The organism is Paenibacillus sp. EKM10P (assembly GCF_011800655.1).
In the GTDB taxonomy this organism is placed as follows: domain Bacteria; phylum Bacillota; class Bacilli; order Paenibacillales; family Paenibacillaceae; genus Paenibacillus; species Paenibacillus polymyxa.
Genome location: NZ_JAALET010000002.1, coordinates 500173 through 519385 on the forward strand (window position 1 = coordinate 500173; position 19213 = coordinate 519385).

Annotated in this window: 12 protein-coding genes; all 12 read right to left on the reverse strand. The window is 47.1% G+C overall.

Features of this window, described 5'->3' with window-relative positions; translation table 11 throughout:
- Positions 1 to 135 precede the first annotated feature (135 nt).
- The 12 genes from gyrA to HFE01_RS07730 all read right to left on the reverse strand — a co-directional run bounded on the left by gyrA (position 136) and on the right by HFE01_RS07730 (position 19035).
- Positions 136 to 2598 (reverse strand): DNA gyrase subunit A, encoded by a 2463-nt coding sequence (gyrA, locus tag HFE01_RS07675; RefSeq protein ID WP_017427593.1) that lies wholly within the window; start codon positions 2596 to 2598, stop codon positions 136 to 138.
- Positions 2599 to 2620: 22 nt separating this feature from the next.
- Positions 2621 to 4600 (reverse strand): DNA topoisomerase IV subunit B, encoded by a 1980-nt coding sequence (gene parE / locus HFE01_RS07680; protein ID WP_013371580.1) that lies wholly within the window; start codon positions 4598 to 4600, stop codon positions 2621 to 2623.
- A 98-nt stretch (positions 4601 to 4698) separates the two neighbouring features.
- Positions 4699 to 5688 carry an ABC transporter permease gene (locus HFE01_RS07685; RefSeq protein ID WP_107733462.1) on the reverse strand — a complete coding sequence of 330 codons (990 nt, stop codon included), beginning with the start codon at positions 5686 to 5688 and terminating at the stop codon, positions 4699 to 4701.
- Entirely contained in the window at positions 5681 to 6757 is a 1077-nt protein-coding gene (locus HFE01_RS07690) for an ABC transporter ATP-binding protein (RefSeq protein WP_016822126.1), read from the reverse strand. Before HFE01_RS07690 ends, HFE01_RS07685 begins: the two co-directional genes overlap by 8 nt.
- Positions 6757 to 7704 carry a GDSL-type esterase/lipase family protein gene (locus HFE01_RS07695; protein ID WP_167437965.1) on the reverse strand — a complete coding sequence of 316 codons (948 nt, stop codon included), beginning with the start codon at positions 7702 to 7704 and terminating at the stop codon, positions 6757 to 6759. The genes HFE01_RS07690 and HFE01_RS07695 overlap by 1 nt, the downstream gene beginning before the upstream one ends.
- 174 nt (positions 7705 to 7878) lie before the next feature.
- A complete protein-coding gene (locus tag HFE01_RS07700; protein ID WP_016822128.1) occupies positions 7879 to 8559 on the reverse strand; it encodes a TIGR00266 family protein in 681 nt (226 codons plus the stop codon).
- Positions 8560 to 8785: 226 nt separating this feature from the next.
- Positions 8786 to 9523, reverse strand: a complete 738-nt coding sequence (locus HFE01_RS07705) for a CAP domain-containing protein (protein WP_167437964.1) — start codon at positions 9521 to 9523, stop codon at positions 8786 to 8788.
- Between the two features lie 205 nt (positions 9524 to 9728).
- Entirely contained in the window at positions 9729 to 10190 is a 462-nt protein-coding gene (locus HFE01_RS07710; RefSeq protein ID WP_016822130.1) for a GNAT family N-acetyltransferase, read from the reverse strand.
- On the reverse strand, positions 10183 to 11367 hold the full coding sequence (purT, locus tag HFE01_RS07715) for a formate-dependent phosphoribosylglycinamide formyltransferase (protein ID WP_019687815.1): 1185 nt from the start codon (positions 11365 to 11367) through the stop codon (positions 10183 to 10185). Before purT ends, HFE01_RS07710 begins: the two co-directional genes overlap by 8 nt.
- Positions 11368 to 11496: 129 nt before the next feature.
- Positions 11497 to 13335 carry an ABC transporter ATP-binding protein gene (locus HFE01_RS07720; protein ID WP_019687816.1) on the reverse strand — a complete coding sequence of 613 codons (1839 nt, stop codon included), beginning with the start codon at positions 13333 to 13335 and terminating at the stop codon, positions 11497 to 11499.
- On the reverse strand, positions 13332 to 15107 hold the full coding sequence (locus tag HFE01_RS07725; RefSeq protein WP_117289612.1) for an ABC transporter ATP-binding protein: 1776 nt from the start codon (positions 15105 to 15107) through the stop codon (positions 13332 to 13334). Before HFE01_RS07725 ends, HFE01_RS07720 begins: the two co-directional genes overlap by 4 nt.
- Positions 15108 to 15366: 259 nt before the next feature.
- Entirely contained in the window at positions 15367 to 19035 is a 3669-nt protein-coding gene (locus HFE01_RS07730) for a dynamin family protein (RefSeq protein ID WP_167437963.1), read from the reverse strand.
- Positions 19036 to 19213: the final 178 nt, after the last annotated feature.

Consider the following 19213-nt stretch of genomic DNA (forward strand, 5'->3'; position numbering starts at 1 on the left):
AGGGGAAGGAAGTCTCACTTCGGATTTGGAGACAGGTCAAGGTTCGACAGCATGACGGCAAAAAGGTCCTCATTCGTGCTGGAATGGCACGTGAGGACCCCTCTTTTTCGAGCTAAAAAACGCTTGACTTTACAATTATTCTACTGTCTGCGAACTCTGAGGCTCACTACGCGGCAGCACATTTACAATTTCGTCCTTCTTCTCCACCGGAGCCAGCAGTTTGCCTGTATCCTTGCGATCGGTTAAAGGAGCTTTTTCCGAAAGGAAGGACATCGTCTGTCCCTCTGATGTGATGACAAATAATTGAACAGCTTCACGACAGTAGAAGGCAGCCACAATTCGAGTTCCGTTCGAACGCACCCGCTTGCCTTCCTTGAATTCGAAGGTGCTGATTCCTTTACCGCCTCTTCCCTGAGAAGGATAATCCAGCAGAAGCGTACGCTTACCATAACCGGATTCGGTTAGTACCAGCACCTCTCCTTCGTCTTCTTCTACCCATAGTGCTGCGACAATTTCATCGCCTTCCGCCAGTTGTATACCTTTGACCCCCGCTGAAACGCGGCCCATGGCATTAACCTCTTGCTCCTTGAAGCGTATGCTCATCCCCGCACGGGTAATCAACATAATATCTTTGCTATTGTCGCTTAATGTTACTGATAATATCTCATCGTCGCCAGCCACCTTGCAGGCTGCTACAGCACTGGAACGCTTTGTGGCATATTCTGTAAGTTCCGTTCGTTTGACTTGCCCTTTCTTTGTTACAAACACCAGGCTTTTGCCGATTTCCTCTATATTTTTGATCGGAATAACACTTACGATTCGATCTTCCTTCGATAGCGAAATGACATTGACGATTGGAGTGCCCGGCTCTTTCCACTTATACTCCGGTATCTGATGCACAGGCAGCAAAAAGTATTGTCCACGCTGGGTGAAGACGAGCAGCACATCGAGTGTATTCACGTCAAGGAACTGAGTAATGTAGTCCCCTTCTTTAACTCCGGAATTTGAACGATCCCCGCCAGAACGAGTGAACGACAGCATACTCGTACGTTTCACATAGCCATCTTTCGAGAGAGTTAGCAATACATCCTCTGCCGCAACCATGACCTCCAGATTTACCTTAATCTCTTCTACTTCACCCTGTATTTCCGAACGACGGTCAATGCCGTACTTTTCACGAATTTCCAGCAACTCTTTGCGGATCAGACTGATCAGCTTGCGGTCACTTTCCAGAATAGAACGGTATTGAGTAATTTTCTTCTGAATGTCAGCAAGTTCTTTTTCGAGGGTGGTAATTTCAAGATTCGTAAGACGGTACAATTGCAGAGTCAAAATGGAATCCGCCTGCCGTTCACTAAAGCCAAACATCCATTGCAAATTATTTTGTGCATCCTGACGATTTTTGGAAGCTTTAATAGCCGCAATGACTTCATCCAGAATGTTCAGCGCCTTGACCAAACCTTCCAGTACATGTGCTCGGTCCTCCGCCTTTTCCAGCTCAAACTTAATGCGATTTGTGACAACTTCACGCTGGTGAGCAATATACGCTTCTAAAATGGATTTTAGTCCAAGCTGATGAGGCGCTTTGTTTACGATGGCTACCATATTGAAGTTATAAGCCACCTGGAGATCGGTTTTTTTCAGCAGATATGCCAAAATACCTTCCGCATCTGCTTCCTTCTTCAGCTCGACAACAATACGCAGGCCATTTCGTCCACTCTCGTCACGAACTTCGGCAATCCCTTCTACCTTTTTCTCCAGACGGATGTTCTCCATAGCGGTTACGAGCCTGGATTTAACAACCTGGTATGGAATCTCTGTAATAACCAGTTGCTGCTTGCCTCCACGCAAAGACTGAATTTCCGTTTTGGAACGGATATAAATGCGTCCTTTGCCTGTTCTGTATGCATCCTTGATGCCTTCGCCACCCATAATGAGTCCGCCAGTCGGAAAATCTGGGCCTTTTATAAAGGTCATAATCTCTTCCAGTTCGATCTGCGGCTTTTCCATCACTGCGATGGTGGCGTCAATCACCTCACGCAAGCTATGAGTTGGAATTTCCGTTGCAAACCCCGCTGAAATCCCGCTAGATCCGTTTACCAACAGATTAGGATAACGGGAGGGCAGCACGACGGGTTCCTTTGCCGAGTTATCAAAGTTATCCTTGAACAAAACCGTACGTTTTTCGATATCACGTAGCATTTCCATTGCAATCGGAGACAAACGTGCCTCCGTGTAACGCATAGCTGCCGCAGGATCGTCGTCCTGAGAACCCCAGTTGCCGTGGCCATCCACCAGTACGTGGCTCATTTTCCAAGGCTGCGCCATCCGTACCATCCCATCGTAAATAGATGAATCACCGTGAGGATGGTAATTACCCATAACGTCCCCAACGGTTTTGGCGGATTTGCGATACGCTTTTTCCGGGGTATTACCCGAATCGTACATCGCGTACAGAATCCGGCGTTGTACGGGCTTTAATCCATCCCGTACATCAGGTATCGCCCGATCCTGAATTATATATTTGGAATATCGGCCAAAGCGGTCACCGACCATTTCCTCCAGATAAGCTGGCAAAAATTGCTCCGATAAGCTCATGTCTACACCTCATTTAATAGCACTACTCTACGTATTCCGTGAAATCCACGTTTTCCACGATCCAGCGCTTACGCGGATCCACCTTATCACCCATCAATGTGGACACACGGCGTTCAGCTTTGGCAGCATCCTCAATCTGAACGCGCAACAGGGTGCGTGACTCGGGATTCATTGTCGTTTCCCATAACTGATCAGGGTTCATCTCCCCGAGTCCTTTATAACGTTGAAGCTCGAAATTCCGTCCAAACTCTTTTAAGTAATTATCAAGCTGCTCGTCAGTCCAGGCATAACGAACCGTTTCGAGCTTACCCGACTTGCGGGTTATTTTATACAATGGCGGCTGAGCAATAAATATGCGTCCTGCATCAATGAGTTCTTTCATATACCGATAAAAGAACGTCAACAACAGTACTTGAATGTGCGCGCCATCCGTATCTGCATCGGTCATAATGATGATTTTGGAATAATTGCTGTCTTCCAGCGTGAACTCTGTTCCTACCCCCGCGCCAATCGCTGCCGTAATAGCACGGTACTCATCATTTTTCATAATATCCGCCAACTTTGATTTTTCCGGATTCATCGGCTTGCCCTTTAGTGGCAAAATCGCCTGAATTTTGGAATCCCGTCCCTGTTTGGCCGATCCTCCAGCCGAATCGCCTTCCACGATAAATAACTCATTACGTGTAAAATCTTTAGACTGCGCAGGCGACAGTTTGCCATTCAAATTAGAACTTTCACTACGTTTCTTGCCAGAACGCATTTCGTCCCGAGCCTTACGTGCAGCTTCACGCGCTTTGGATGCTTGAACTGCCTTTCTGATCAAGGTTTGCGCTATCTGTGGATTTTCCTCCAAAAAGCGCTGCATTTGTTCAGACACGATGGCATCCACTGTACTCCGCGCCGAAGCACTACCCAGCTGATCTTTTGTCTGACCGACAAATTCAACCTCGGCCATCTTGACACTGATTACAGCCATCATACCTTCACGTAGATCGTTGCCCTCCAGGTTTTTATCCTTTTCCTTCAACATCGCTGTTTTGCGTGCATAGTCGTTCATGATACGAGTGTAAGCGGTTTTGAAGCCTGTTTCATGCGTACCCCCGCCACGTGTCGGAATGGAGTTAACGAACGAAGCAATCGTCTCTGTGTAGCCGGCATTGTATTGGATGGCAATCTCCACTTCAATGTCTTCTTTCTCGGCATTAAAATGAATGACATCATGCAGTACATCCTTGCCCTCATTCAAAAAAGAAACAAACTGACTTGCTCCACCCTCATAAAAATATTCATCTGACTTTCCGCTGCGTTCGTCTTTAAGCTGAATACGAAGGCCGGAATTCAGAAAAGCAATTTCCTGAAGACGCTCAGCCAGCGTATCATAGTTAAAATGAATTCCTGACTGAAAAACGCGAATATCCGGTTTAAATGTAATTTTCGAACCCGTCTTGTTAGTATTGCCCAGCACTTCAAGGCCTGTGGTCGGTTCACCGACATGCTCCACGCCCTTCTTGTCCTGCCAATATTCAAACCGCTGACGGTGAATCTTGCCGTCCCGGTAGATTTCCACTTCAAGCCATTCCGAAAGAGCGTTCGTTACAGACGCACCTACCCCATGCAGACCCCCGGACTTTTTATATCCCGAACCGCCAAACTTACCTCCGGCGTGCAAAATGGTGAATACAACTTGAGGCGTAGGGATTCCCATTTTGTGCATTCCCGTAGGAATACCGCGCCCGTTGTCTGATACTGTTACAGAACCGTCCTTATGCATTGTGATATCAATGCGAGAGCAAAACTTGGCAAGATGTTCATCCACCGCGTTGTCTACAATTTCCCATACCAAATGATGCAGTCCCGAAGAACTGGTGCTCCCGATGTACATGCCCGGCCGTTTGCGAACTGCCACAAGCCCTTCGAGCACTTGAATGTCGTCCGCGCCATATTCTGAAGCTCCGTTCTGTGTACCGGAAGCTCCCGCAGACAAGTCGATTTTGTCGACCATTCATGCTCCCCCTTTGTCTAATCATAACCGTGTTTTGCCTTATTCTTGATGGTTTTCACCAAAAATGCAAACAGATGTTTTCTTTTACCTTGTCCATTTTAATTCAATATATCCCGTTTCGTAAAGACGGCGAATGAAACAATCAACGCCACAGCCCCCCAAATGCCCAGTACAACTAAAGAAAATGGCAGGGTCATTCCCTCAATCGGGGCAGGGCTTCCAGATAAATAATCGGTTAATCCGAGGTTAACCATAAATAAATATTTGGCGCTTTGCCATGATGAAGCCATGTTGGTCAGTATAGTGCCCGAAATAAGCGCAGCCATCATGACCACAATACTTGCTGCTGTACTACGTACCAGAACAGATACCATAAAGGCTAATGAAGCAACCACAAGACTGACAAACCAAATCAATCCGGCTTGCAGCATCAGGTAATGCCATTGTGGAATGGCATGTACAGCAGACAAATCCACCGTCGATCCAACAATTTGAAAGCCGGTAAATACCGGGACATTAAAACCACGAAAACCAAAAAACAAGCCTGATATGAGATAACTTATGACAAATACGGCCAAAATGATGAGCGAAACGAACATATACAGTGTCAGCAGCTTGCTCAGCAGTATTTTCCACCGCCTGACCGGCCGAGTTAGCAACATTTTTATCGTGCCTGTTGTCCGTTCTCCTGAAACCAGGTCCGAAGCAATAGCCATGATCAACAACGGAACGAACAGATTTATGGAATTATCCATAAACTCTCTGGTAAAAGTGACGCCACTCGGCTCATTAGGATTCACGTCATTTTCCAGATAATATTGCATCTGTTGCACAAAGACCCGGCGGTAGGTCTTCCATTCCTCGGGAACCCTATCGCTGCCGAGCGAGTTTTGGTTATCAGTAATGGCCTGACGCAGTTCCAGACGCCAATCGTTACCGAATTTTTCGCGATTGTTTTCTGCCACTTTCATCTGAGCGTACGTAAAAATCGGCACAAGCACAAGCAAAACAAGTAAAATGACATAAAATCGTTTCTTCTTGATAATTTTCAGGGTTTCATTTTGTACGAGCGGTAAAATATTATTCAAGTATCTCACCTTCCGTCATTTTCAGGAATAGTTGCTCGAGTGTAGGATTGATTTTGGTTACACCTTTAACGGAAATACCGGAAGCTGTCATGTGTGCGACCAGCTCCGCAATATGCTCTTCGTCCATTTCTGTAAAAATAGCATCGACTCCGCTACCTGCAACAATGCTGTCATCAATTAATTCATCGGCGTTCGTAATGATTTGCACATACGGAGAATTTTGCAATAGGGCAAGGCCCTGATCGCGGGGCTCCAGCTGCCAGACAGCCATGTGCGAGTGAGTCTCAACCAGTTCCCGTACCCCACCAACAGCTAGCACCTTGCCCCGACTTATAATTGCCACACGATCACATAGCAGCTGGATCTCGCTAAGCAAATGGCTGGAAACAAATACAGCCATGCCTTCGGCCGCTAACAAACGGATAAAAGCTCTCATCTCTTTGATTCCCTTGGGGTCTAGTCCGTTCGTCGGCTCATCCAAAATGAGTAGCTTCGGTCTGCCGAGCAAGGCTTGAGCTATACCAAGACGCTGACGCATCCCCAGTGAATATGTACTTACCTTATCATGGATGCGACGATCGAGCCGAACCAACTCAACCACCTCGCGAATGCGCTGTTCATCTACACCAGGCTGCATCCGGGCAAAATGCTCTAAATTTTCCCATCCTGTCAGGTAGCTGTACACTTCTGGATTTTCCACAATAGAACCAACATGCCGTAAAGCCTGCTCAGGGTCACGATTTACATTATGACCGCATACGGTTATTGTCCCTTCAGTAGGCTTAATTAAATCGACCAGCATACGAATAGTCGTCGTTTTTCCAGCTCCATTGGGGCCGAGAAATCCGAAAATTTCACCTGCGCGAACGTCGAATGTTACATCATGAATGATCATTTTGCGTTTAATACGTTTCTTAACATGCTGAACAGAGAGCACGATTTCATTATTGCTGCTGTCTCTGTCTGCGCTACCAACCTGATTGGAGGAGTGAAGACTGGACACTGCATCTGTGGATGTCGAATCTTGGGTCACGCCAGCCTCGGTCTTGTCGGCAGATTGGATGCTCATTACTTGTTCCCTCCCTTTTTCGCTTCTGCAGGTTGGCTATTTGTAGACTGTTGTTTAGGATTTACATGATCGGTATCCTTCGTCGCGGTAACAGCAAACCCTTGTGCGATACGTTCAGCGATGGCCTGATAGCCCTGTCCGTTGGGATGAAAATGATCGGATGATAAATAGACGGGCAAATTTTGCTCGAATAAATCGAAAGTTGGAACCAGCGTCATGTTACTGTTTTGGTTGGTAATTGCCATGGCCGCCATATTCCATTCGGTTACCACAAGATTACCGGGAATTTTCATTTCCTGCAGATCACTGAATGGATTATACAATCCAACATAGACAATTTTAGCATTAGGATTGATTTTTCCTACCTTTGTCAGCACCTTTTGCAAACGTTTGGCTGCATCAGGCAGAGCTTTGCGCAAACCACTGAGTGTAGGTGGCTCTTTGCCGGTTTGAGCCGCCTGCACGCCCTGAAATAAATCATTACCGCCAATCGAAACTATAATCACATTAGCCTTCTTCAGTACATAAGACACACCAGGCTCATCCAGCTTGGTTAATAGTCCTTGAGTCGTCAGTCCATTAATCCCCAGATTATTTATGAGCTGAGCTTTATGTCCTTCCTGATTATTTAACAAAGTCACCGACCGGCGCACAAAACCACTTCCGGAGTCATCCCCCGTTCCTTTGGCTAGCGAATCGCCAATGGCAGCTACGCGCAACTCTCCCGTTTGAGCAGTAGCCGATGGTGCAGTTTGTGTCTGCGATGAACCGGATTGTACAGGTTGAGTACTTACCAATGGCTCTGGAGCCGTGATACTTCGTACTGCTGCAATAAATCCGTACAATAATAGCAGTGTGGCGGCAATGGAAACGGAACCGACAGACCGCCAAATCCATTTTGATGAATTCACTCGTGTTCCCTCCTGATAGCTTAGTGAAATAAACATAAAGCTTCTCCTGTCATTTTGCAAATAAACCGTTCTGGTTCAGGTGAAAATCGAGGTTTAGTATCCCTTATAAATTTCCATAAACATACTAAAAAAGGATGGAAAACTCCCATCCTTTTATCATACTTTTTGTGCGAATAACCCTTCTTATCATCAGCAGTCAGACGAAAGAAACTATTTGCTATCAGGGATGAAACTTCTAATCCATTGTCCAAAACTACCCGGATTTCGGCTTTGAATCAGTACCGTTCCTTCACCGCGAAAACGACATACAAGAGCTTCCCCACTCGTTACGCTGGACAACCAGCCTTTAGATGCCTTTTCAATTCTATAATCCATATAATCCGGCCATGCCACTAGATGAGCATTATCAATTATACGCTCCTCTCCTGGCGCGATATAAATGGGGTGAATGGCTCCATACGAGGATAGGAATACTGTGCCGCGGCCACTGATTTCTACAATAAAAAAACCTTCACCGGAGAATAAACCTTTCATCAGGTTTTGCATTTTGGTACTAACCTCAATCCCTTCCGTACAGGCCAAAAAACCGTCCTTCTGGACCAACAGCCTGTACGTGCCATCCAGTTCCACTGCTTGTACATCACCTATGCTTGCGGGGGCTAGCAGTACTTCAGCGGGTCCCCGGGCTGCTCTCAGCTCTTGAAAAAAGAATTTTTCTCCGCTCAGCATTCTGCCTAAACCACGTAACAGCCCACCGTCTACCGTCCCCTTTATATCTACACTGGAAGACATGGAAACCATCGCTCCCATTTCTGCTTTAATGGTTTCTCCGGGGTTCAACTGCACCTTAAGCATAGCAAAAGCACCTTCATGCACGATTTCGTAGCTCATTTGTTCACCTAGCTTTCCAAAAGTAGTCTGTTATCCATTCAGCTTACTGTCATCATACTATAAGCACGTCCCTTATGTCTTTTCTGGTATAGAGCAATGGTTTATGCCTGAAATGACATGAGCGACATAAAAAGACCCGCTGAACGTTGTCAGCGGGTCTCTAAATTACGTACGTCACTATCTTTTTATAAACAGAAATGACGTTTAGAACGTTTTCTCTATCAACTTAGTTACGTGTGAACTCTTGTACCCAATATCCATTGTAGTAAGCCACACCGATTTGTGTATATTCTGCCTTCAAAATATTTTCACGATGTCCCTGGCTGTTCATCCAGGCCTTCATCACTTCTTGTGGTGTTTTTTGTCCCATTGCAATATTCTCACCCGCATACGTATAAGTTACACCGAATTTTTTCATCATATCAAAGGGTGAACCGTAAGTCGGAGATGTATGGGAAAAGTAATTGTTCGTGCTCATGTCCTTCGCCTTCGCTAAGGCTACTTCTGTAAGCTTCGCATTAGATGTGAGGGGCTTCAGACCTTTTTGACTGCGCTCATTGTTTACAAGCTTTACAACCTCAGCTGCAAATTGAGACTTGCTGAGTTGTGCATTAGAATCTGTAGACTGACCTGCACCTGAGTTGGTGTTTTGTGTTTGGGTCTGTTGCTTGTTAACAGACTTTGAAGCCTTTTGGTTACCCTGATTCGTCGTTTGCTTGTCAGAAGAAGGATTTGCTGTTTTTGTTTTAGCCTTGTCCTTTTCAGAATAATCCTTAATGACCGTCTTTGTTATTGTCGTCGTCCCGTTGGACATATTGACTGTGTATCCGTTATTTTGAAACCACTGTTGTAATTGAGCAGATAAATCGTCAGCTGGTGAAGCTGATGCCGGAACGATGAATCCTGCGGATAAAATGGCGCTTAGGCTTCCCATCACTAGTGTTTTTTTCAACATATTCTTCATTTCGTCATCTCCTTGTTGTATAAGTGCCTTGGTGTGAACGTCTCAGGTTACAACTTTGTAATCTTTACTCTAGCAGTATATCATGTTTTATAGCATCATCAATGGTATAAAAGTTGGAAAAAAAATAGTCCTGCTCGGCAATGGCGAACAGGACGAAGTTAAAAATAGTGAGGCTTTAAGTATTAGATTGTTTGTTGCAAGCTGATTATCTAAGCTTTTTGCTGAAACGGTAGCCTTGCTTCTCAAAGCCGATTCGGTTGTAGAAAGCACGGGCCTCTACTTGTTTGATGCGGTTATTCGCTCCAGTAATGAATAAATGATAGCATCCTTGCGCACGCCCCCACTCCTCACCACAAGCAACCAACCGCTTGCCAATGCCTTCGCCGCGATACTCCCCGCTCACGACCAGCATGGTGATTTGTACAGCAGGATCAGGATAGGCCAGGCTTTGAGCCGTATGCATGCCGATTACTCCGACTACACGACCATCCATTTCTGCAACCATCATATTCGCTTGACTGTCCTCCTGCGCTGTTCCCATAACTTCTTTCATAACACCACAAGTCATCGGGTATCCGACTTCTCTGAGTAGTCCAGTTACGGCTTCACAATCGCCAAGCTCTACGGAACGAATTGTCAGTACTGGAATCATCACACTGTTAGACATGATTTACCTCCACTTTCAGCATATTGGCAGCTTCTTTGGCTGTCTTCCGTGCTGTTTCCACATCTTCTGCAGCGCTAAGCGCTACAGCCATCCGGCGTCCCGGCTTGGTTTCAGGCTTCCCGAACACTCGCACCTGTGTCCGGGGTAGCAATAGTGCATCATGCAGACCGCTTATTGCGAAATCGCGCGTAGCCACTTCTGCCTTTAAGGTAGCTGAAGCTCCTGGTGTAAGCAGCGTGACGGATGGCACCGGGAATCCGAGAATTGCCCGTACATGAAGCGCAAATTCAGACAAATCCTGCGTAATCATGGTCACCATACCTGTATCATGCGGACGCGGGGATACTTCACTGAATATGACGCTATCAGCCGTTAAAAACAGCTCTACGCCAAACAATCCGTAACCACCCAGTTCATCCGTAATCGTACGGGCAATGTCCTGCGCCTCCGAAAGCTGCTTGTCCGTCATGCCATGAGGCTGCCAGGATTCGACATAATCCCCATCTTTTTGAATGTGGCCAATCGGTGGGCAAAAAGTCGTGCCTGATTCCGATCTGACGGTCAATAAGGTGATTTCGCTCTCAAACGGGACAAAAGCTTCAACAATGACACGTGTCGTTTTGGCACGTGCGCCTTCCAGCGCCGTATTCCAGCAGGATTCTGCGTCTTCGAGTGTCCGGCATACAGACTGCCCTTTACCCGACGAACTCATTAAGGGTTTGACCACGCATGGCGTGCCCAGCTCTTGAACCGCCGACCGTAACTGCTCAAAATGATCTGCAAAACGGTAGGCAGCAGTCGGAAGCTGTAATTTCTCGGCAGCCAACCTGCGGATACCCTCACGGTCCATCGTAAGACGAGCGGCCCGTGCCGTTGGTACTACGTGAAATCCCTCTTGCTCTAATTCTTCCAAAGCACCCGTAGCAATAGCTTCGATTTCAGGTACAATTATGTCGGGCTGTTCCTTGCGAATTAGTGCCTTCAACGCCTCAGCATCCTGCATATCCAGACAGTGAGAGCGATGGGCCACCTGCATTGCTGGAGCCAGCTCATAGCGATCTACAGCAATACATTCCACGCCAAGCCGCTGAGCTTCAATAATGACTTCTTTTCCCAATTCGCCGCTACCCAGCAGTAGCATCTTCTTAGCCTTGGCAGAAAAAGGAGCACCCCACATCTTGAACTCTTCCCCCTCTGACGATATTGCTCTGATCTCTTTTCATCTTTATTTTCAGGGTTTAGCTCCAAGAATGCAATAGTGCTCGGCATTTTAATTTACAAAAAACGCGATTTTTTGATCTTTTTTTTACAAAAATCTGAACTGTGCTTCCACCAGCCCCCGATATATTCCATGTTTTTTCATCAATTGTTCATGATTACCACTTTCTTGGATCTCCCCATGGTCCAGTACAACGATATGATCAGCATTCCGGATGGTGGACAAACGGTGAGCGACCATAAAAGAAGTTCTGCCTTCCAATAGAACCTGAAGGGCCTCCTGAATTTTCAACTCCGTTTCCGTATCAATGCTGGCTGTGGCCTCATCCAGAATAAGAATTCGCGGATTAGCCAGTAAGGCACGGGCAAAGGATAAAAGCTGGCGCTGACCCATGGACAGCATCCCCCCACGCTCCTCTACCTCTGTTTCATAGCCAGCTGGCAAATGAACAATAAATTCATGAGCATTGACCGCCTTCGCAGCCGCTTCAATCTCCTCATCCGTTGCATCCAAACGGCCAAATCGGATATTATCGCGTATCGTTCCCGAAAAAATAAATGTATCCTGAAGCACGATGCTAATCTGGCTGCGTAAGCTCTCCACTGTGACATCTCGCACATCATAACCGTCAATAGTAAGTCGCCCTGACGTAATGTCATAAAAACGGCTGAGCAAATTAATAATTGTACTTTTACCTGATCCAGTATGACCTACAAGCGCTATAGATTGACCTGCCTTGACAGAAAGATTAATACCTTTAAGCGCCTGACGTCCCTTTTCATATTCAAAAATAACTTTATCAAATTGAATATCACCCCGAATAGGCGGCAAGGCTTTTGCTCCTGGTTTGTTTGCAATATTCGGCTGTTCATCCATGAATTCAAAAATTCTTTCTGACGAAGCCATCGCAACCAGTAGCTGATTATACATTTGACCTAGCCGATTAATCGGCTCCCAAAAGTTCCCTACATAGTTAGCAAATGCAACCAGCAATCCCACCGTCAGCTGATCTGTCTGAATTAAATGCGCTCCAAACCAGAACAGCACAAGCGTACCTAATCCTCCGGTAATATCAATAAGTGGGCCAAAGACCTGATTCATGGCAGAAGCCTTATCCCACGATTTTTTACTGGAGCTGTTCATATCGTCGAAATAAGCCATGTTTTCCTGCTCCTGCGTATACGCTTGTGTCACACGAATTCCCTGAATAGATTCATTCAAATGAGAATTGATACGCGAGTTCTTCATACGTACTTCTTGCCAGGCGCGACGGATGCGTACTCGCAGCTTGGTCGAAATCAAAAACATGATCGGAACAGTCACAATCACTGCCAAACCGAGCTTCCAGTTAATAAGCAGCAAAATGACAATAATTCCGAAAAGCTGTACGCAGTCAATCAGGACGTTCACTGCACCATTCGTAAATAAATCCTGTAGCGAGTTAATGTCATTCGTTACACGTACTAATACAGAACCTGCTGGTCTTTTATCAAAAAAGTTGAAGGAAAGCTTCTGAATATGCTTGAACAAATCTTCACGCAAATCGTAAATAACCCGCTGACCAATAATATTGGTGAATTTAATACGGTACGTGCTGGCTGCCCATTGGATTAAATATAACAAGAGCACGGCACCCGTGATGAGCAACAATAACTTTACGCTAGGTAGTGCAGGCGATGCAGGAGCAATGGCCTTGTCAATAGCCAGACTGATCAAATATGGAACCGTCAGCTTAGTAATCGTGCCTAGAATCATCATGACCAGAAGAATCGGTAGAATCTGACGGGCATAAGGTTTCATGTATGCTAGCAAACGTTTGAATTCCGCCCAGTTAAACGGTTTATCAATAACCTCATCATCTTGATAGACAAAGCGCTCATTGGTCGGCTTCTTTAACGGTTTGGCTTTTTCTACTGGAATATTCATGGTCTCACCTGCCCTTCGGATACACCGTCTGGAGCCTCCGCTATGTAATCGGCGTATTGAATATGATACACATCTTGGTATGGACCTGGAGTAGCAATGAGCTGTTCATGTGTTCCACGTTGGACGATTCGTCCTTCCTCAAGCACCACAATTTCATTGGCATGACGAAGCGAGGAGATTCGATGAGCTATAATAAATGTTGTGCGTCCACGCATAACCTCTTGAAAACCGGACTGAATTTCATGCTCCGTCTCCATGTCGACCGCACTGGTAGCATCATCCAGAACCAGAATTTTTGGATTTTTGAGTAGTGCGCGTGCGATGGCAATCCGTTGTTTCTGCCCTCCGGACAGTCCCAATCCACGTTCACCGACGACAGTGTCGTAGCCCAGCGGTAATTCAGTGATGAATTCATGCGCCTGAGCCAGCTTGGAAACGCGTATGATGTCATCCATACTGACATGACTTAATCCATATGCAATATTGTTGCGTATGGAGGACGAGAACAGAAACGTCTCCTGAAACACGGAAGAAATTTGAGCACGTAAATCACGAATTTTCAAATGACGTATATCCGTACCATCCAGTTTGATGCTGCCTGCATTCACATTATAGGCTCGCATGAGTAGTTGAATTATGGTCGACTTCCCGGACCCTGTTCCTCCTAAAATCCCAATGACCGATCCCGGTGGCGCATCCAGATTGATGTCAACAACAGCAGGTAGCTTATTTCCGTAAGCAAAGGTAACATGTTCAAACGTCACATGTCCCTTCACCTGATCGGCGTTGAGTGTAAGTGCATTAGCTTCATCAGTTACATCTACAGACTGGTTTAGCAACTCCAAAACCCTTTCACCGGAAGCTTTGGACTGCGTATAGTTATTGATATGAAAGCCAATGCTCCAGATGGGACCGATAATATACCAAATTAAGCTAAAGAAGGCGACGAGTTGCCCCAAGGTCATTGACTTCTGTATAACTAGATATCCACCCATCCCCAGGAGAAGAACCACACTGACCGAGGCAATCAGTTCCATCGCGGGGAAAAATCGACTCCATAAGGAAGCAGCCTGAATCTGGTTGCTCTTGTACTGCTCATTACGTACGGAGAATTTTTCAACTTCATAGGATTCGCGAGCAAAAGATTTAACGGTTCGCACACCTGTAATATTTTCTTGTACCGCTGTTGTCAGGGCGCTGAGAGCAATTCGCATTTCCTGAAAGGTGGGATGAATCCGTGATTCAAATTTGAATGTGACGAAGAGTAGCAATGGCATGCTGATCATCGTAAAGAGGGTGAGCTGCCAATTAATATACAGCATCATGATAGAGCCGAATACGACCATCAGTAGCACATTGAGGAGCTGGGCAAAACCAAACCCGATAAAGTTGCGGATCGCCTCCAAATCCCCCGTCAGACGGGACATAAGATCCCCCGTTTTGGCAGTGTCATAATATCTGAAGGATAGAAATTGCAGCTTTTCGTAACAGGCATTGCGAAGTCGATACGCCAAGTAGTTACCTAGCCGTCCACCAAAAAAACCATGTAAAAATTGCATAAACCCTTTGATGATCACGACTCCCAGTACAGTCAGAGCCAGAACTGGAACTTTCTCAAACTCACCGGGAATGATAGCGTTATCAATGAGCCGTTGGAGCAGGTTCGGATACACCAGTCCCAAGGCCGTCGCTATCGCAAGGCATAGAATGGAAAGAAATAGATAATGTCTCCTCTCTCGAAAAAAAACTTGCAGTTGCCTGAGCACTTCCATGTCAAGTCCCTCCATTAGTTGCACGACGTTGTTATATGGCTTAGTGAAGTTTACCATCCGTGTTCCAAGGCGGCAAAGAGGATAACGGGCCGTTTTCAGGCAGGTTCCCAATTGGTAGGTGATTAGACAAATTAAATCGCTTTCTTATCATTGAATATGGCTATTTCCTCAGTTTTCCTTTCTTTTTTGAAGTATGCTTAAAACACCGGATTGTCCCACAACCCGGTGTCCTGACCTTAAAGCAATCGTGAACATATATTTATATGGACTCTAAATTCGCGAGCTGACCAGCAAGCTCTTCCCAAACTTGTGGCTCCTCACCGCCCTTAAGTGCATGCTCCATGCCACGAGTAGTCTCCAGCATTTGCTCTCGTAGCTGTGCTTTCTGCCACGTTTGTTCCTCTTGCATCATAGCAACGTAAAAAGAAGACAATCGTTCTCGCTGCAGATCCACAGCTTCCCCGATTAGCTGGCGTAATATGGGCTCCAGTCTAGTTTGTAAATTCGCACGCCCCGTCCCTTCAAAAAATAGCTTTGGATTTTTAAAGCTATTCCAATAATCCTTCCACTGAATGGACTCCTGCAAGGAAATATCCATCAGTTCGGGAACAGCCCATTCTCTGAATTCAGGAACTGTACAATCTAATCCATTCAACTGATGGTTCATGTGATCTACGCACTGTTGGATAGCCTTACGCACTAAAGCTTGCCCGGTTTTTTCCAGTCTGAGTGTGGTTGCTAGCAATTCCTGAGACAGCTCCAGTTCGATCAATCGCATCAGTTCACGACCACAAGATGCAAAAGCCGAACGAAGATCACCTACTCCTTCACGCAGAACAGATGGATGAAACGCTTCTGCCATAAATTCACCCGTTCGGTAGGCTAACCTTTGACGTACATGATACAGCAGTTCATCGGTTTCGTCCGACAACACAGATCCACCATTGCTACCAGTCGAACCAAGGAGCACTTCCTCCAGCTCCCTACGGATTCGATTTAATTGCTCTATTCGGATCTCTCGCTCTTCAGCGCTGTACCGAGCATCAGCAGCATGTTGTTCTATTCGGTTCCGCAGCCGTCCCAGCTCCTGCATAGCAGCTGCAATGGACAAACCTGCCAGCTCTTCGGCTGCAAATGCCGAAAAATCATCTTCAAACGCATCAAACCGTGAAACTGAACGCAGCGAAACCTCTCCCCGCTCGGCTGCTTCCAACGCCAGCATGCTGGAAAGCGGATAAATACGCGGCTTGCGGATTCCGTTCGCTTGAAGTTGTTCCTGTACATGCTGAGTCACAGAATGTAATTCTTCTTCAGAAGAAGCCAAATCAGATGCGTTGACAATAAAAAATGTCTGATCCAGCGCCAATGTCTCTTTGACTCGGCCCAATTGATTCAAGAACTGTCGGTCCCCTTGTGTAAACGCATGATTATAATATGTCACAAATACAAGGGCATCTGCATGCTTCATATAATTGAAAGTTACGCCCGTGTGCCGCGCATTCACAGAATCGGCACCTGGCGTATCTACTAGCACGATGCCTTGACGAGTCAAAGCGCAATCATAGTAAAGGTCTATATGCTCTACGAAGCATGATTTACGCTCGGATGCGACAAAATCCCGATACTGTTCTAAATTCACCTGAAGCTGTTGCCCTAGCCAGCTTTCAGCTTCTTTCCATCCAGCCGCAGCAGCCTTCAAAAAGCTGTAATGAGGCCTTCCCGCAGGATGAATGCCTTCCGGTGATAACGCATTTACGGCTTCTTGCCAGCCCACGGACGCTGGCTCTCCCAATCCTAATAACCGAAAAGAGTATTTAAGATCTTCCCGTAATGCGTCCACTGATTTCATGTGGACGTCAGCCGTGGCATGGCGCTCATGACTTGTAGGCGCCATAATGCGGTTAATCGCCGCTGTCGTCGGATGCGGCGATACGGGCAACACCGCTTCGCCCAACAAAGCGTTGGCAAAGCTGGACTTCCCGGCGCTGAACGCTCCGAATAGCGCCAATGTAAAGCGCCCGCCCTCCAGTGCAGCAGCTCGCGCATGTAAATCCCGAACAGCCGCCTGCATGGCAGGGTACGGGCTTATTAATGCAGCGGCGGCCTTCAATCGTGTCGCTGCTGCATCCAGTCGCGTACGGCGGCCCCCGGCGGCAGACCGCGCTGTCGTCGTGCTTGCTTGTGACCGCACCGATCCGTTGCGCGAGCCAGCAATGTCTGGACGCACGGCACCTGTTGATGCCGTATCTGTCGGGGCAGCAGCGGCGGTCTCAGCCGCAGGAGCAGGCGTGCCCACCCGGGGCAACCCGCCAGGCGCGGAAGCCTGCGGCAGCAAGCTACGCAGCAGGTCGGCGTGCGAAGCTGAGGCTTGCACGCGAGTGCTGTAGCGGCTCGCCGCGTCCGCCTGCGCCAGCAACGCTGTGCGCGCATCCGCGAGAGCCTCGCGGTGGGAGTTGACCCGAGCCGCAAGCTGGGCCAGCAGGCGGTCTACCAGCGCCAACGCCTTACGGCGGCAATCAGCGGTCACCGCAGCGCGTAGGTCCTTGCAATAGTTCAACGTGTACTCAGGAGACAAAGCATTTTCCTTTACTGTCTGCTCTACCAGTTGCCGATCCATTACAGGGCGGATGTCATCCAGCTCCTGCTCCATCGCAGCGGTCCACAAACCTTGGCCTTCTCCCCATGACCTCAGTAACTCACGCACATGAGGCAACAGCTGTCCCTCCACCTGATCAGCCAGCATCTCTGCCAGCCGATCCAAACGGCGCTCCTTTTCTCGCTCTGTCTTGCCTCCGGCAAACCATAACCCTGTTTTAAAGCCCGGCTTACGGCTCTCTAAATATTCGCCAGCCGCTTCACGTAGCTCCGCAGGCGTGAGGTGAGCGTGTTCTAATAGATGATCCAGCTCTTGACGCAGCCGTTTATGCTCCTGTTCTGGAAGCATCATCCAGTGTTCATCTTCTTGCTGCAAGGTTTTCTGCTCTATGTCCAGGCGCAAAATGGCTTCTTCTCCACCTGCTTCTTTGAGCAGTACGTTCAGTTCCTCTTCTTCAGCAGCCTGCACTGTCTCCACATGCTGATCTACCAAATGGTGCATAGAGGACACTAAACTATAAGCCAAAAACTCAGCTTTGCGCTCCAGCAGTTTCGGAATTAAGCACGTCAACTGTTCCCACTGGTTCCAGGGGTGATTTTGCTCCTTCAAAGAAGTAAACAGGATGTCCGTGTAATGTACCTGCCAGGCATGAAAGCTGCTTTCCACCTCATTACGATAACGTGAAAATGATAGCTCCCGCTCTCGGTGCTTATCGATTTGATTGATGATCAAATATAACGGCTTGCCCCAATCCGACAAACTTTTGGCAAAGGACAAATTATTTTCAGATTGGACATGATTGTAGTCCATCACATAAAAAACAATATCAGCCCAATGTAAAGCTGAATGCGTCGCCATCGCGTGTCCGTGGTCTGTGGAATCTACGCCGGGGGTATCCAGCAGCACTCCTCCGCCAGATAATATCGGGATATCCTCCCATACTTCAACGGATTCATAGGCCCCACCATTTTTACAATACTCAGCAAGCTCAGATAGGGAAGCTTCCACGATTTCCGGCTCCGGGTTTTCTGCCGATCGGGCTGGATGAATAAGCGCTCTCGAACGTCCATGACGGATGGACACTACATTAGCACTCGTAGGTACCGGTCCAGATGGCAGCACGGTTTTACCGCACAGGCTGTTAATCAAGCTCGATTTACCTGCTGAAAAGTGTCCGCAAAAGGCAATGGTCAGCTCTTGTGCATGCGCTTTTTCCAGCAAATCCCCTACTGCCTTCGCTCCCGTTTCATCCCCCGCTTTACGCAAGGTATCCTGTATTTGTTCTATCGTACTCAACCACTTTTCCGCATCTCCTGTAATCGTTTGCATCATAAGCTACGGTTTCACTCCTTGTCTTATCTGCACCAAATAGCTATATTGTAGCATTCCTAAGCCACTGTGAGAATCATCACATTAAAAAAACTAAAAAAGCGCTCCCTGCCTGTACCTGGCTTTCGGGAACGCTGTTCTTGTAAATGGAAACCATAAGTTTATTAATAATATCCAAAAC

What these genes read in the sequence shown, in the direction of transcription:
- gyrA (WP_017427593.1), bottom strand. Translation starts at nt 2,598, where the DNA reads ATGAGCTTATCGGAGCAATTTTTGCCAGCTTATCTGGAGGAAATGGTC.
- parE (WP_013371580.1), bottom strand. Translation starts at nt 4,600, where the DNA reads ATGGTCGACAAAATCGACTTGTCTGCGGGAGCTTCCGGTACACAGAAC.
- HFE01_RS07690 (WP_016822126.1), bottom strand. Translation starts at nt 6,757, where the DNA reads ATGAGCATCCAATCTGCCGACAAGACCGAGGCTGGCGTGACCCAAGAT.
- HFE01_RS07695 (WP_167437965.1), bottom strand. Translation starts at nt 7,704, where the DNA reads ATGTTTATTTCACTAAGCTATCAGGAGGGAACACGAGTGAATTCATCA.
- HFE01_RS07700 (WP_016822128.1), bottom strand. Translation starts at nt 8,559, where the DNA reads ATGAGCTACGAAATCGTGCATGAAGGTGCTTTTGCTATGCTTAAGGTG.
- HFE01_RS07705 (WP_167437964.1), bottom strand. Translation starts at nt 9,523, where the DNA reads ATGAAGAATATGTTGAAAAAAACACTAGTGATGGGAAGCCTAAGCGCC.
- HFE01_RS07710 (WP_016822130.1), bottom strand. Translation starts at nt 10,190, where the DNA reads ATGTCTAACAGTGTGATGATTCCAGTACTGACAATTCGTTCCGTAGAG.
- purT (WP_019687815.1), bottom strand. Translation starts at nt 11,367, where the DNA reads ATGTGGGGTGCTCCTTTTTCTGCCAAGGCTAAGAAGATGCTACTGCTG.
- HFE01_RS07720 (WP_019687816.1), bottom strand. Translation starts at nt 13,335, where the DNA reads ATGAATATTCCAGTAGAAAAAGCCAAACCGTTAAAGAAGCCGACCAAT.
- HFE01_RS07725 (WP_117289612.1), bottom strand. Translation starts at nt 15,107, where the DNA reads ATGGAAGTGCTCAGGCAACTGCAAGTTTTTTTTCGAGAGAGGAGACAT.
- HFE01_RS07730 (WP_167437963.1), bottom strand. Translation starts at nt 19,035, where the DNA reads ATGATGCAAACGATTACAGGAGATGCGGAAAAGTGGTTGAGTACGATA.